We start from the raw sequence: 12,714 nt of genomic DNA, 5'->3' as shown, positions 1-12,714 counted from the left end.
GTGGCAACCATCATGGTGAACCAAGGCTTGGTGCTGTACATCGAAGACGACGAACTGGTGCGGCGCGCCAGTGTGCAGAGCTTGCAGCTCGCGGGCTTCGAGGTGATCGGGCATGCGTCGGTCGAAGCGGCCGCGAAACTGATCAGCGCTGATTTTTCCGGCGTGATCGTCAGCGATATCCGGCTGCCGGGTGCGAGCGGCCTGGATCTGCTCGCACAGTGTCACGAACGCGCGCCCGACCTGCCGGTGATTCTCGTCACCGGGCACGGCGATATCTCGATGGCCGTGCAGGCGATGCGCGACGGCGCCTACGACTTCATCGAAAAACCGTTTCCGTCGGAGCGGCTCGTCGAGACCGTGCGGCGCGCGCTGGAGCGCCGTACGCTGCTGCTGGAAAACCTCGCGTTGCGCCGCGAGCTGGCCGGGCAAAGCTCGGTTGCGCCGCGCATCATCGGTCGCAGCCCGGCGATCGAGCAGGTGCGGCGCCTGATCGCGAACGTCGCGCCGACCGACGCGGCCGTGCTGATCAACGGCGATACCGGCGCCGGCAAGGAGCTGATCGCGCGCAGTCTGCATGAACTGTCGGCGCGCCGCGACAAACCGTTCATTGCGGTGAATTGCGGCGCGCTGCCCGAGCAGATGTTCGAATCCGAGATGTTCGGCTACGAGCCGGGGGCGTTCACCGGCGCGGCCAAACGGCGCGTCGGCAGGCTCGAGCATGCGACCGGCGGCACGCTGTTTCTCGACGAGATCGAAAGCATGCCGCTCGCGCTGCAGGTCAAGCTGCTGCGTGTGCTGCAGGATGGCGTGCTCGAGCGGCTCGGTTCGAATCAGCCGATCCAGGTGGATTGCCGCATCGTTGCGGCGGCCAAAGGCGATATGTCCGAGCACGTCGCGGCGGGCACCTTCCGGCGCGATCTGCTGTACCGGCTCAATGTCGTGACCATCGCGCTGCCGCCGCTCGCCGAGCGCCGCGAAGACATCGTGCCGCTGTTCGAGCACTTTCTGCTGGACGCGGCGGTGCGCTATCAGCGGCCCGCGCCGATGCTCACCGACCGCCAGCGTACTGGCCTGATGCAGCGGGAGTGGCCCGGTAACGTGCGCGAATTGCGCAATGCCGCCGACCGCTTCGTGCTCGGCATCGTCGACGATACGGTGGCGACCTCGGCCGAAGCCGCTTCGACGCAATCGCTGAAGGAACGCGTCGAGCAGTTCGAGCGCGCGGTGATCGCCGAAGCGCTGGAGCAGACCGGCGGCGCGGTGGCGGTGGCAGCCGATACGCTGCAGGTGGGCAAGGCCACGCTGTACGAGAAGATCAAGCGTTATGGGCTTGCCGCGCGCGGGGATGGGGAGCGCTAGCGGCTGCTTCGGCCGTCGGTTGCGGTGCTGCGCGCGATCTGGGCGTTGCGTCCTGGCGCATCGCGGGGGCTCAGGTCACGGTCTGCGCGCGGATGAACATCCCGTAGTTCTCGGCGTTGTGAGATGCGGCCCAGCCGTTTAGCTGGGCGAGCTCATGTACCTTGTCCGGGCCGTACATCAGATCCCGTGTGCCGCCAATATTGTTGAAATGGCTGAGTTCGTGGGCAATCGTCGTCTCGAGCGTTTTCGGGCCGAACGGGTACTCGAACAGATGCGGCCGGATATAGACGCGGTGTCCGGCCGCCGCCGGAAACACGTGTGCCATTTCCCAGTTGTCGCGCGTTCGGGGCAACGCAGCGAAGGTCACGTCGCCTTGCGCCAGCGTGCGCTGCATGTTCGTCAATACGCGCTCGACCTCGTGAAGGTTTGCCTTGTTCGGCAAACCGAACCACTTTTCGAAGTTGCGATCGAGGCCGCCGGTTTTGAGGAGCTGCGAGAGCGCTGCGTCGACCATGCGCTTTGTGTGTTGAAAAGCGTCGCGCAACAGGCGCCTTTGGTCATTTGTGAAGCCCATGAAACCCGGTTGGCCCGCGATCTTGCCGAATGAGGCGTCGTCGTCGGCGAGATTGGCGAACTCGTCGTCGGGGGATGTCGCGGGACCCGTGTCGGTCGCGTTGCCCGGCTGACTGAGCGGGGTTGCGTTGCGGTCACCGCCGGTCGGTGGCATGTCGCCCACGGGCCGCTGCGCGGCACCGCCACCGCTTGTGCCACCGCTTGTGCCGCCACCTGTGCCGCCGCCTGTGCCGCCGCCTGTGCCGCCGCCTGTGCCGCCACCGCCTGTGCGACGGCCGGCCATGCGACCAGCCCCGGTGTGGCCACCGCCGGGGCCTGCGGGATAAGCGCCGCCGTCATCGTTGATCCATTGGCGGGGCCGGCCGTTCATGGCTCTGGGGGCTCGGTTGCCCGGCAAGGTGGGCGGCGGTGCCTCCGGAGAGGACGGTGCGTCGTACGGTGCAGCGCCGATCGGCGGCCGTTGCGGCATCTGCCGGTGAACGTCGCGCAGGCGCCTTTCGAATTCGTTCCACGCATCGCGCCGGTAATCGCCGTCTGGAGTCCAGACCTCGCGAACATGATTGCCGCCTTCATCCCAACTGTCGCGCGCGTGCGCGCCGTCCGCGGTCCACTTGTCGTGCGTGTGCACGCCGGTGGTTTCGTCCAGTGTGTCGCGCACGTGTTCGCCATTCGAGTCCCACGTGTCGTGTGTATGTTTGCCGGACTGTTCATCCCACGCATCGCGTGTATGCGTGCCGCTGTCCGGATCCCACGAGTCGCGGACATGCTGCGCCTGAGGGCTGCTTGTTGAAGGCGGCGCGGCGCCGGTGTCGTCGCGGTTGGGCGCTTGCGCGATAGGGGCGATGCCGGGGCCATCGTCTGCTTGCCCTGGCGTGCGCGCATCGCCGAAACCCTGGCCGTGCTCGACGCGTCGCGCGGGCGAGTCGAGCACGGCATCGTGGTCGTTGGCTTGCGACATGTCATTCCCGCAGTAGACCGGCACCCATCCCTGCTGGGCGCCAAAGCCGCGAGCCGCATTGGCGTCGGTGCCGGCCGTGAACGACATGTCTGGTTGTGCATCAGCGCTGCGATATCCACTGATTCTCATCGGAATTCCCGTCTTTTTTCGGTTGGCAGATGCGCGCTGCCCGACCTGCGAGTTGCGTCGCGTCGCGTCGTCTGTGGTTGCGACTCGACGCGTCGAGGGGCTGTGTGTGCACGCGCCAACCGATTTAAGCATCGCCGCGCCGGGCGCTGGCGATGTGGGAATGGCACATCGAAATCACGGGGCGAGGCGCCGATGCGCGGCAGTCGCGCATGGAGCGTGCGTCGTTGAGTCGCAGATACGCTGGGGCATGATGCCCGTCAGTGCAATAAAAAAGCCCGCGTGTAATTCACGCGGGCTTCATTGGAAAGCGGACTCGCAGGTCGATCAGGCTGAACCGAGCGCCTTGCTGAGCAGCGCGTCGAGCTCCTGGAAGCTCGGCTCGCCGACATAGCGCTTCAGGATCTTGCCCTCGCGATCGACCACAAAGGTAGTGGGCGTGAGCTGCACGTTGCCGAACTGCTTGGCGGCCGAGCCGTCGTCCATCGCGACCTTGAACGGCAAGCCGCGCGTTTGCGCATAGTTGGTCACGTACATCGGCGCGTCGTAGCTCATCGCCACCGCGACGAACTCGAGGCCTTTGCCCTTGTAGCGGTTATACGTGTCGACCATTGCCGGCATTTCGTGCATGCAGGTATCGCAGTTGGTCGCCCAGAAGTTGATCAGATAGACCTTGCCTTTCAGGTCGGCGGTCGACACTTTCTGGCCGGACAGCAGCGTGAACGTGGCGTCGGGCACGCGTTGCGTACCGTTGAATGCGAAATACCCGGCCACGGCAATCGCGACGGCTACCACCGCCATCGCGATGTAACGGACCGGGCTCGCGCGCCGGGAAACGGTGTCTTGGCTCATGAATCGGGACCTCGGGAAGCGCGGTAGATGCGCAAGGGAGCGGTGCAGGGCCGCGTGCGACATTGTAGCGTCAATCGGCTACACACCGGGCTACACGGCGCCGCAGCCCGCGAGGACGGATAATAGTGCACTTACCTTCGAAATACCTGACGCCGCTTCATGTCCCGTCCCATGCCTCGCCTCATGCCTCGCTTCGTTTCCCTGCCTGGTTCATCGCGCCGTTCTGCCCGGCGATTTTTCGGCCGCACAGCTGGCATCCAGACGCGCCGGCAGCATATCGGCGAGCCGCGCCTGTCGACGCTGCAGCGGATGCTGCGCCGAACCTTGTGCGCGCTATGTTGCGCAGCGTTGTGCGCTGCCTGCTCGCCGACTTACGACTGGCGCACGATCATGAACAACGACAGCGGCTACACCGTCGATCTGCCGGCCAAGCCGAGCGTCGACGAACGGCAGATCGACATCGACGGCAAGCCGATGAAAATGGCGATGCAGATTGCCGAGGCGGGCGATTCAGTGTTCGCGGTCGGCACGATCACGCTGCCCGACGACAATCCGCAAATCCAGCAGGCCACGCTCGATTTCCTGCGCGCGGGGCTGGCGCGCAATCTCGGCGTGGCACCGACCGCCCAGGCGGCGCCGGTGCCGCTCGCCGTCGGCGGCCAGGTGCCCGGGCTGGTCGTGACGTTTAGCGGCAAGGCCGGCCCGCAGCACGAATTTCGTGTGATGCATGCGCGGCTGGTGGCGAAGGGTCGCCACGTGTACCAGGCCGCGGTGATTGGTCCAAAAGAGCCGCCGCCGGAACAGCTCGACCAGTTTTTTGGTTCGTTCAAGCTATATTAAGGGTACGAACGAGAGTTCCGGTCGACACGCAGCAGATAGTGAATGTGGGTTCGCAGATTAGAGCGCTAGTGGCCGGATTTCAAAACGATTTTCCGGTTACCCACAGCTCCTGTGGATAACTATGTTGAAAACCTCCTGTGGCCGCCCGCACAAGCTTGTGCGGCGGGCCTGCGGTTACTTTGCCCCGATTGTTGGCAAACGATAAACCTGAATAAAATCAAAGGCCTTTGAGGCCGCCCTCACAACAACCTTTCACATGTATCAAAATCTATCAGAGGGCCAGTTGTGTGTATAAGTCAAGTCTTGACAGACGTTTTCGCGCGTGTCAGGTGAGCGCGAAGCCGCGCCGGTACTGCACCGCTTCCGCAATCTGGGACGCGCTTGGAAGGTCTGATCCGGCCAGATCGGCGATCGTGCGGGCCACTTTCAGCACCCGGTAGTACGCGCGCGCGGACCAGTTGAAGCGCTCGCCAGCTTCGCGCAGCAGGTGCTCGCCGGCGCTGTCTGGCCGGCTGACCTGATCGACCTCCCGGCCGCTCAGTTCGCGGTTCGTCTTGCCCTGACGCGCGTACTGGCGCTCGCGCGCCTGCTGCACGCGCGCCGCGACGGTCTCGCTCGCTTCGCCTGTCTCGCTGGCGCGGCCCGACAACTCGGCGGGCGACAACGCTGGAATCTCGATCTGGATGTCGATCCGGTCGAGTAGCGGCCCCGACAGCTTGCGCAGATAGCGCGCCGCGATTTCCGGCGTGCAGCGGCAACGGCCGTTCGGGTCGCCGCGCCAGCCGCACGGGCAGGGATTCATGGCCGCGATCAGCTGGCAGGCCGCCGGAAAATCCGCCTGCCAGGCCGCGCGCGAGATCGTGATGCGGCCAGCCTCGAGCGGTTCGCGCAGGGTTTCGAGCACGTGCCGATCGAATTCCGGCAATTCGTCGAGAAACAGTACGCCAAGGTGCGCCAGTGTGATTTCGCCTGGCCGCGGCGGGTTGCGCCCGCCGACCAGCGCCGCCGCACTCGATGAATGATGGGGTGCGCGAAACGGCCGCTGCCGCCATTGCGCGGGAGAAAACCCCGTCATGCTCGCGGACAGCAGCGCGGCGGAAGTCAGTGCTTCGTCGTCGGTCATCGGCGGCAGCAGGCCGGGCAGGCGTGCCGCGAGCATCGATTTGCCGGCGCCGGGCGGCCCCACCATCAAAACGTGATGGCCGCCGGCCGCCGCGACTTCGAGTGCGCGGCGCGCGGCACGCTGGCCGATGACGTCGGCCATGTCGGGCGCAGGGGTACCGGCGGCCGCGTCCAGCCGCGGGGCCGCGACCGGCGCCAGCCGTGCATCGGCGTCGCCGCATAGATGCGCGCACAAGGTCGGCAGATCGGGCGCGCCGTAGACGTCGACACCCGGTACGAGTGCGGCTTCGCAAGCGCTCGCGGCCGGCAGATAGAGTTCTGGGTTGCGGTGCGGCGGCAGCCTGGCCGCCGCCGGCTCGTCGGCGCCTTGCCGCTCAGCCTCAGCGATCGCGACGCTGCGCGCCGTGCCGCAGGCCATCGCGAACGCGCCGCGCATCGGGCGCAGCGCACCGGTCAGCGACAGTTCGCCGGCGAATTCGCGATGGGCGAGCGATTCGGCTGGAATCTGGCCGCTCGCCGCGAGAATGCCGAGCGCGATCGGCAGATCGAAGCGTCCGGATTCTTTCGGCAGGTCGGCGGGAGCGAGATTGACGGTGATACGGCGGACCGGGAAGTCCAGCCCGCAGTTCTGCAGGGCCGCCCGCACGCGCTCGCGGCTTTCGCGGACTTCGAGATCGGGCAGGCCGACAATCGAGAAAGATGGAAGACCGTTGGCGAGGTGAACCTCGACGGTTACTTCCGGCGCACGGCCAGCGGCCGGCGCGCGACTGCGCACCACGGCAAGCGACATGTTTTCCCCCGTCGGAACGCGTTGCGTTCCCCTTGAAGCGCTGATGACGTACGGCTCGCTTGCCGTCGATGTACAGCTATAAGTAGTGGCTCAAGCCTTGGTCAGGAGGTTTGCGTGACCGGCAGCTTCTGTTCGAGTTCGGCTACGCGACGTTCCAGTTCCTCGAGGCGGGCGCGGGTGCGCACCAGAACCTGCGTCTGCGTATCGAATTCTTCGCGGGTGACCAGATCCAGCCTGGAGAAGCCCTGCGACAGCATTGCTCTGACATTGCGTTCGACATCCTTGGCCGGCGAGTTCTTGAGCAGGTCGCTCATGCGCGCCTGTATATCGTTGAAGATGTCGTTTGGTTGTTTCATTACGTTCCCCTTGGTGCACAAAAAATGTGCAGTCGTCGTTACCACTGTGCTTCGCGGCCGCCGATGTTCGTTGATGGTGCAAGCCGGACCGGTGGCGGTCGCCGCATGAGCGCCTTTGGTGCACGTTGGAGGCGTGCATCCGTACTGCATGCGTTCGAACACTCTAACAACGATCCCCGCAGCGCGCCACCGTGCGCCGCCAACGCTGGCCATTCGGACTAGCAAACCGCTGAGATCCCGATCGGGAGCGGCCGCAGCCGAACCGGCACACATCGCGTCGAAAAATTGGCATGAGAGTTGCTGTTATTGCCCCGCGCACCTGGCGGGACGCCGTCTCGGATGCGTCGGGCCGCGGCTTCCTCGAAGTGGCGCGGGCAGGCGCAATGGCAATCGCAAGGCAATCATAAGCAGCAGCACGCAACGGGTTGAGTCACTACAGCGAGGATTTCATGAAACTCATTACCGCAATCATCAAGCCGTTCAAGCTCGATGAGGCGCGCGAAGCCCTGTCGGCGATCGGCGTCTCCGGGATCACGGTGACCGAAGTCAAGGGGTTCGGACGGCAGAAGGGACATACGGAGCTCTATCGGGGGGCGGAATACGTGGTCGACTTTCTGCCGAAGGTGAAGATCGAGGCAGCGGTATCTGACGACATCGTCGATCAGGCGATCGAAGCGCTCGAACGCGCGGCGCGCACCGGCAAGATCGGCGACGGCAAGATTTTCGTGACGCCGATCGAACAGGTTATTCGGATCCGCACCGGGGAGACCGGCGCGGACGCTCTGTAAAAGAACAGTGACAAGAGGAAATTAGAAATGCGCAAATTGTTGATGTCCCTGCTGATGGCCGGCTCGCTGCTTGCAGCCGGTGTCGGCGTCGCCGTCGCGGATGACGCGTCGGCCCCTGCTGCTGCATCGGCGCCTGCTGATACGACGGCAAGCGCGCCGGCTCCGGACGCATCCGCTGCGCCGGCCGCCGCTGCACCGGCCGCTTCGGCGCCCGCCGCGGACGCCTCCGCCGCAACCGCTGCCAGCGCACCGGCCGACGCTTCCGCTGCCGCCGCAGCGGCACCGGCCGCTCCGACCGCACCGTTCTCGGTCGATTCGTCGAAGATCAACTCGGGCGACACCGCCTGGATGCTGACTTCCACCGCGCTCGTGCTGTTCATGACGATCCCGGGTCTCGCGCTGTTCTACGGCGGCATGGTCCGCAAGAAGAACGTGCTGGCGATCCTGATGCAGAGCTTCGCGATCACCTGTGTAGTAACGGTGATCTGGACCGTGATCGGCTACAGCCTCGCGTTCACGCCGGGTAACTCGTTCATCGGCGGCTTCTCGCGGGTGTTCATGTCGGGCATGAACTACATCAAGGGCGACAAGGCCACGACGCTGACCGTCAGCCACCTTGCGACCACGATTCCGGAATCGGTCTACTTCGTGTACCAGATGACCTTCGCGATCATCACGCCGGCGCTGATCACCGGTGCGTTTGCTGACCGCATGAAGTTCTCGTCGATGCTGGTGTTCATGTCGCTGTGGTCGATCATCGTCTACTCGCCGATCGCGCACATGGTGTGGGAACCGACCGGCTGGCTGGCTGCAGCGGGCATCCTCGACTTCGCGGGCGGCACGGTGGTGCACATCAACGCCGGTATCGCCGCGCTGGTTTGCGCGCTGGTGCTGGGCAAGCGCGTCGGCTACGGCAAGGACGTGATGGCGCCGCACAACCTCGTGCTGACGCTGATCGGTGGCGCGATGCTGTGGGTGGGCTGGTTCGGCTTCAACGCAGGTTCGGCAGTGGCGGCTGACGGCCGTGCCGGTTTTGCGATGATGACCACGCAGATCGCTACGGCAATGGCAGCGCTTGGCTGGATGTTCGCCGAGTGGATCGCCAAGGGTAAGCCTTCGGTGCTGGGTATCGTGTCGGGCGCGGTTGCGGGTCTGGTGGCGATTACGCCGGCTTCGGGCTTCGTCGGCGTGGCAGGTGCGTTGGTGATCGGTCTGGTGGCGGGCGTGGTCTGCTTCTGGTCGGCTACGTGGCTCAAGCACAAGCTCGGTTACGACGATTCGCTCGACGCGTTCGGCGTGCACTGCGTGGGCGGTATCGTCGGCGCAATCCTGACGGGCGTGTTCGCGGTCAAGGACATCAGCGGCCTCGACGCAAGCGTGATGCTGCAGGTCAAGGGCGTGTTGACGACGGTTATCTACAGCGGCGTGGTCAGCTTCATCCTGCTGAAGATCATCGACATGGTGATGGGCCTGCGCGTCACGGAAGAAGAAGAGCGCGAAGGTCTGGACGTGATCCTGCACGGCGAGCACGTCGAGTAAGCGAAAACGAAAGGTTTTTGAAAGTACCAGTTGGTTAAGTGCAGCGATTTGGCCCGCCTTATGGTGGGCCTTTTTCTTTGTTGGTCTATCCTGAAAACAGTAGATTCCACCGGCTAAACAAACATCCGAAGAATGGCCGTACGCGTCGCTTGGGATTGGAGAAAGCGTCCCCAAATGAGCGAAGCATTTGCTCTACAATCTTTCTTCTCCAGTCTGCGAGTGATCAATGGTTCCGCATCTTGTTACGGCGTTAAACGGTCCGCTACTCGACCTTGAGCGGAAGATCCTCGACGCGACGCCCGCCATCGAGCGCTGGTTCCGGCTGGAATGGCAGGAGCACACGCCGCCTTTCTATTGTTCGGTCGATCTGCGTAACGCGGGCTTCAAGCTCGCGCCGGTCGACACGAACCTGTTTCCGGGCGCATTCAACGCGCTGCCGGTCGAAGTGCTGCCGCTGGCCGTGCAGGCCGCGATGGCATCGATCGAGAAGATCTGCCCGGACGCAAAGAACCTGCTGGTGATTCCCGAGCGCCATACGCGCAACGCGTTTTACCTCGAGAACGTCGCGCGGCTCGCGATGATCATGCGTCAGGCGGGGCTGAACGTGCGTTTCGGCACGCTCGACGAATCGATCAACGGGCCGGTCACGATCGCGCTGTCGGACGGCCAGAAAATCGTGCTCGAGCCGCTCGAGCGTTCGCAGCGCCGCCTCGGGTTGAAGAATTTCGATCCGTGCTCGATCCTGCTGAACAACGATCTGTCGGGCGGGATTCCGCCGGTGCTGGAAAATCTGCACGAGCAATATCTGCTGCCGCCGCTGCACGCTGGTTGGGCGGTACGCCGCAAGTCCACGCATTTCTCGAGCTACGACGACGTCGCGAAGAAATTCTCGAAGATGGTCGAGATCGATCCGTGGATGATCAATCCGTACTTCGCGCGTGTCGAAGGCGTCGATTTCGAGGCGCGCACCGGTGAGGAGGCGCTGGCTGAATCGATCGACAGCGTGCTGAAGAAAATCGCGAAGAAATATCGCGAGTACGGCATCTCCGAAAAACCGTATGTGGTGATCAAATCGGATGCCGGCACCTACGGCATGGGCGTGATGACGGTGCACGACGCATCCGAAGTTGCGGCGCTGACCAAGCGCGAACGCACCAAGATGGCGACCACCAAGGAAGGCCTCGACGTGCACGACATGATCGTGCAGGAAGGCGTGTATACGTTCGAACGGGTCGGCGACGAAGTGGCCGAACCGGTGGTGTACATGATCGACCGCTACGTGGTGGGCGGCTTCTATCGCGCGCACGGCAGCCGCGAGCGCAACCAGAACCTGAACGCGCCCGGCATGCACTTCGTGCCGCTCGGCTTCGAGCACACCGCGCTGCCCGATGCGCACGCGAAGCCGGGTGCGGCGCCGCCGAACCGCTTTTACATGTATGGTGTCGTGGCGCGGCTGGGCCTGCTCGCCGCGTCGCTGGAACTCGAACGTACCGATCCGGAAGCGATTCAGGTGTGAGCTTCCGGTGGCCGGCACGCCGGCGGCCGGCGATCCGGCGGCCGGCACGCCGGTGGCCAACGGTCCGCCAGTCCAGCGTCTGGGCGTTGCGGTGTTTCGACGCCCGCGCCACGCCGTGTAACGTAACAATGCGAGCCCGTTTCTGCGCACCAGGTAATCCATGGACATTCTTTTTATCGCCGACCCGCTTTCCCGCTTCAAGATCTACAAGGACACGACCTACGCGATGATGGCCGAGGCCGCGCGCCGCGGTCACACGTTGTACACCTGCGAACCGCAGCACCTTGCATGGACTGGCGGCGCGGTCGAGGCAAATGCGCAGCGCTTCACGATCGTCGGCGACGAGGCCGACAGCCATCGCGAACCGTGGTTCGCCGCCGATGCCGCCGCGCCGCGCGATCTGACCAGTTTCGGCGCGGTGCTGATGCGCAAAGACCCGCCGTTCGACATGGAGTACGTGACGTCGACATGGCTGCTGGAAATCGCCGAGCGGGCCGGCGCGCGCATCTTCAACAAGCCGCAGGCGATCCGCGATCATTCGGAGAAGCTCGCGATCGGCGAATTCGGCCAGTTCGTCGCACCGACGCTGGTCACTCGCGATGCAGCGCGCCTGCGCGCCTTCCACGCCGAACATGGCGACGTGATCCTGAAGCCGCTCGACGGCATGGGCGGCATGGGCGTATTCCGCGTGAAGGCGGACGGCATGAACCTCGGCTCGATCGTCGAGATGCTGAGCCACGATGGCGCGCGTACGGTGATGGCGCAAAAGTTCATCCCCGAGATCAAGGAAGGCGACAAGCGCATCCTGCTGATCGGCGGCGCAGCGGTGCCGTACTCGCTCGCGCGCATTCCGCAGGGCAACGAAGTGCGCGGCAACCTCGCGGCGGGCGGCCTCGGCGTCGCACAGCCGCTGACGGCGCGCGACCGCGAGATCGCCGACACGCTGGCGCCGGTGCTGGCCGCGCGCGGGCTGTTGCTGGTCGGTCTCGATGCGATCGGAGCCTGGCTCACCGAAGTGAATGTGACGAGCCCGACGTGCTTCCGCGAGATCATGGATCAGACCGGTTTCGATGTGGCGGCGATGTTCGTCGACGCGCTGGAGCAGGCAGTCGGCAAGGCTTGATGCAACGGGCTTTCGGCGCGCTTGCGGCGTGTGACGCGAGCCGCCGCTGACGGACTGTGCGCCGCGTGCCAGCGCGAATCGCGGGAAAGGGCGAAAATGACGCTGTTACAATGCGCGCTCGCGCTTCGCCCGGCGCTTTCCGGCGACCGTTCCGGCCCTTTTGCAGAGACTCCGGCATGCGGCCATCCGGGCCGGGCCGCACTCACGGGCCGTTTTCTGCAGCAACACTGACATGGCAGGCATTCTGATCATTGCGCATGCTCCGTTCGCCACCGCGCTACGCGAGTGTGTCGCCCACATTTATGGCGGCCTACCGGCTCGCATCGGCGTGATCGACGTGACGCCGGACTGCGATCCGACCGAGATCGTCGCGCTCGCGCATAGCGAAATCGAACGTCTGAAAGAAGAGAACGGCGCGCTCGTGCTGACCGACATGTTCGGCGCGACGCCGTCGAATATCGCGTGCCGCCTCGCCAGCTTGCCGGATGTGCGCGTGCTGACCGGCGTCAATCTGCCGATGCTGGTGCGCGCCGTATGCTACCGTGCGACGCCGCTCGATACGCTGGTCGACAAGGCGCTGGCCGGCGCCACCAAAGGCATTCACCCGGTCGGCCCGGGCTGTCCGCCACCGGCCGTACCGCTCGCGAGCGACGCGGACTGCATCCCCGCGATACTGCCCGAGAGCCTGTGCGACCTACCCAGCAAGGTGAGCGGCAACTGAGCGGCGACTGAGCGGCAACTGAGCGAACGGCGCATCGATGCGATACCGTTC

The 12,714-nt window shown here is 64.8% G+C and carries 11 protein-coding genes; 7 read left to right on the top strand and 4 right to left on the bottom strand.

The annotated features are described in order from the left end of the window. Positions 1-12 precede the first annotated feature (12 nt). Positions 13-1,359: a sigma-54-dependent transcriptional regulator gene (locus tag ACYVNQ_RS24680; protein WP_460905550.1), complete on the top strand. Its 1,347-nt coding sequence runs from the start codon at positions 13-15 to the stop codon at positions 1,357-1,359. Positions 1,360-1,429: 70 nt separating this feature from the next. On the opposite strand, the gene ACYVNQ_RS24675 is transcribed toward ACYVNQ_RS24680, so the two are convergent. Next, positions 1,430-3,019 (bottom strand): M35 family metallo-endopeptidase, encoded by a 1,590-nt coding sequence (locus tag ACYVNQ_RS24675; protein WP_460905547.1) that lies wholly within the window; start codon positions 3,017-3,019, stop codon positions 1,430-1,432. Positions 3,020-3,343: 324 nt separating this feature from the next. Continuing rightward, positions 3,344-3,868, bottom strand: a complete 525-nt coding sequence (locus ACYVNQ_RS24670; protein WP_460905544.1) for a TlpA disulfide reductase family protein — start codon at positions 3,866-3,868, stop codon at positions 3,344-3,346. A gap of 390 nt (positions 3,869-4,258) precedes the next feature. Between ACYVNQ_RS24670 and ACYVNQ_RS24665 the strand changes: the two genes are divergently transcribed. Further along, the gene (locus ACYVNQ_RS24665) at positions 4,259-4,708 is read left to right on the top strand and encodes a hypothetical protein (protein ID WP_460905540.1); all 450 of its coding nucleotides are present in this window, start codon (positions 4,259-4,261) and stop codon (positions 4,706-4,708) included. A 325-nt stretch (positions 4,709-5,033) separates the two neighbouring features. On the opposite strand, the gene ACYVNQ_RS24660 is transcribed toward ACYVNQ_RS24665, so the two are convergent. Both ACYVNQ_RS24660 and ACYVNQ_RS24655 read right to left on the bottom strand, forming a co-directional pair. Continuing rightward, positions 5,034-6,620, bottom strand: a complete 1,587-nt coding sequence (locus ACYVNQ_RS24660; protein ID WP_460905537.1) for a YifB family Mg chelatase-like AAA ATPase — start codon at positions 6,618-6,620, stop codon at positions 5,034-5,036. A 101-nt stretch (positions 6,621-6,721) separates the two neighbouring features. Beyond that, positions 6,722-6,976 (bottom strand): accessory factor UbiK family protein, encoded by a 255-nt coding sequence (locus ACYVNQ_RS24655; RefSeq protein WP_460905533.1) that lies wholly within the window; start codon positions 6,974-6,976, stop codon positions 6,722-6,724. A 449-nt stretch (positions 6,977-7,425) separates the two neighbouring features. On the opposite strand from ACYVNQ_RS24655, the gene ACYVNQ_RS24650 reads away from it, so the two are divergent. The 5 genes from ACYVNQ_RS24650 to ACYVNQ_RS24630 all read left to right on the top strand — a co-directional run bounded on the left by ACYVNQ_RS24650 (position 7,426) and on the right by ACYVNQ_RS24630 (position 12,663). Continuing rightward, positions 7,426-7,764: a P-II family nitrogen regulator gene (locus ACYVNQ_RS24650; RefSeq protein ID WP_006048089.1), complete on the top strand. Its 339-nt coding sequence runs from the start codon at positions 7,426-7,428 to the stop codon at positions 7,762-7,764. 27 nt (positions 7,765-7,791) lie between these two features. Next, positions 7,792-9,303 carry an ammonium transporter gene (locus ACYVNQ_RS24645; protein WP_460905529.1) on the top strand — a complete coding sequence of 504 codons (1,512 nt, stop codon included), beginning with the start codon at positions 7,792-7,794 and terminating at the stop codon, positions 9,301-9,303. 226 nt (positions 9,304-9,529) lie between these two features. After that, complete coding sequence (gene gshA / locus ACYVNQ_RS24640; RefSeq protein WP_460905526.1) at positions 9,530-10,819, top strand: glutamate--cysteine ligase; 1,290 nt, start codon at positions 9,530-9,532, stop codon at positions 10,817-10,819. A gap of 160 nt (positions 10,820-10,979) precedes the next feature. Then, entirely contained in the window at positions 10,980-11,942 is a 963-nt protein-coding gene (gene gshB / locus ACYVNQ_RS24635) for a glutathione synthase (protein ID WP_460905524.1), read from the top strand. Positions 11,943-12,174: 232 nt separating this feature from the next. Next, entirely contained in the window at positions 12,175-12,663 is a 489-nt protein-coding gene (locus ACYVNQ_RS24630) for a PTS sugar transporter subunit IIA (RefSeq protein WP_460905521.1), read from the top strand. Positions 12,664-12,714 lie beyond the last annotated feature (51 nt).

This window comes from Paraburkholderia jirisanensis, assembly GCF_054782355.1.
Note: the sequence above shows the minus strand (reverse complement) of the source record. Positions and strands in the feature narration are given on the sequence as shown.